A 1,962-nucleotide genomic window follows, 5' to 3' on the forward strand; every position below is an offset into this window, starting at 1 on the left:
AGCTGTTGTTTCTTCTTTTTGACAATTAGTAATAAGGAAAACAGTAATAACTAAAAGTACTACAGGTTTTAAATAATTTATAATTTTTTACATAATCTTGATGAAACTACAAATTAATTACTAAGACACATTATAAGTAAACCTCTAATATATAGAGGTTCTGGTTTGATGAGCAACTTAAACAAAAAGACCCATCAATTTTTATACAAATTGATGGGTCTTTATTTTACGATTAGCAGTTTTTACCCTGCAATAAATACTTATTCTTCGTCTTCAAAAACAGCCACTGCTGCGTCCGCTCCGCTGGCGTCAAGCATCTTGCTTGTGTCGTTAAACAAACTATAAGTTTTACGCACTATCATTATAGGGCTTATACTACCTTCTAGAACATTAAAATAAGCTGAGATAAGATTTTGGAATTTGTGTTTTCTGCTCATTTTAGTATTGTTTTACTCAAAACGGTACGAGCGTGACGCTCGCACTAGCGGGCGAATCACTAATAATTTCAGGAACAACTGTTATTGTATCGTTTATACTAGGTAGGCGTAATAAAGGAAATGCTTTTTTATCTACCATAAAAGAAATAATTTCTTTTTTATTATCACAAATGTTATCCTTGGGATTACACCCATATAAGATTAAAATATAACAATTAAAGATTTATTTATCATAATAGCTTACGTCTAGTTTTCTGTAATAATTACTGTTTTTTCTTTGTTATAACAAGAAGACATAACAGCAAGAAGCGTTAATAACAAAAAATTATTTTTCATTTCTAAATTTGTTTTTCTTGCGGCGTTAATTATAATGAACAACTGAAGGGGTGACCTTAATTATCGAGGATTTATCACCATTAATTTCTATGATATTAAATATTAATTTTTTATGGATAGGTTTAAAATAAACTCCAGGAATTAATGTTAATATTGAATCTACAGATAAGATATTCAGTTGATTTATTTTTTTATAGTCAATTAATTTTCTACTATTATTAATAAAATTAACTGACATACCACTATTAACTACTATCTTAAATGTACTTTTCTCATCCTCAGAATTAATAAGTTTTCTAGGGTATTTATAGGGTTGTTTTTTAATTTTATTATAGTCAAAAATTACATAGACATCATCCTTAAAGTAGTCATCTTTTTTATCTAAAAAAAGAATGACACCTAAAAACAATCCAAAAATTATAAATACAACTCCTGTTTTTTTAAATAGAGATTTCATATTAATTGCAATTAATTTCTTTATTTCTAGCTTTTTCTTGAGCTTCAATTATTTTATCTTTTTCTGCATTAGACAGAAATTGATGTAAACCTTCCCAAGCTAAACTTTCATAAAAATCAAAATCTTCTTCATTGTTGTCAAATTGTTTTAGACCATTAGCTATTAGATAAACATAATGATCTCTCATTATTGCATGACTAAGTTCATTAGAGCCAATTTTTTCTTGCAGATACTCCTTAAATATATCGCCAAATGATTCAGATCCATTATCAAAATGACTTTTTAATTTAGCATGTACCGATTCATGTAAAATAGTTCTAGCAATTTCTATAGGTGATCGTTCACTTAATAAACTTTCGTTTAAAGTTATTAAATAATTATTCTCTGTTATTTTTTCCATACTCGCATACAAACTAACACCGTCATCATTTGTTAAATTAGGTGCTTGTTGATACGTAAGGTTACTATTGTTAATATTGTCATCACCAAATAAAATAATTGTCTCCCTAATTAAATTATGTTCATCTAATGCAGTACGCCATAATCTTTCATAAACACATAAAGCTTTACCAGTAAGGTTATTTATTATTTGGTCGTCCCTCACACAGGTCAACGTTTCTTCGTCTAAAGTATATCCTTCATCGCAAGTAATTGTTTCTGAAACTACCATTTCAGATGCTCCTGCACCTCCTTCTCCTGCAGGAAGCCAATCTATAGTTTCTTGTTGGCCAT

The 1,962-nt window shown here is 28.6% G+C and carries 3 protein-coding genes; all 3 read right to left on the bottom strand.

The window, feature by feature from the left end; genetic code table 11:
* Positions 1-260 precede the first annotated feature (260 nt).
* On the bottom strand, positions 261-437 hold the full coding sequence (locus tag M4I21_RS18410; protein WP_249560692.1) for a hypothetical protein: 177 nt from the start codon (positions 435-437) through the stop codon (positions 261-263).
* A 361-nt stretch (positions 438-798) separates the two neighbouring features.
* On the bottom strand, positions 799-1,278 hold the full coding sequence (locus M4I21_RS18415; RefSeq protein ID WP_249560693.1) for a hypothetical protein: 480 nt from the start codon (positions 1,276-1,278) through the stop codon (positions 799-801).
* Positions 1,232-1,962 (bottom strand): SprT-like domain-containing protein (locus M4I21_RS18420; protein ID WP_349628920.1); only part of this gene is annotated, 731 nt, incomplete at its 5' end. The genes M4I21_RS18420 and M4I21_RS18415, both read right to left, overlap by 47 nt.

Source organism: Cellulophaga sp. 20_2_10, assembly GCF_023476645.1.
GTDB lineage: Bacteria > Bacteroidota > Bacteroidia > Flavobacteriales > Flavobacteriaceae > Cellulophaga.

What these genes read in the sequence shown, in the direction of transcription:
- M4I21_RS18410 (WP_249560692.1), bottom strand. Translation starts at nt 437, where the DNA reads ATGAGCAGAAAACACAAATTCCAAAATCTTATCTCAGCTTATTTTAAT.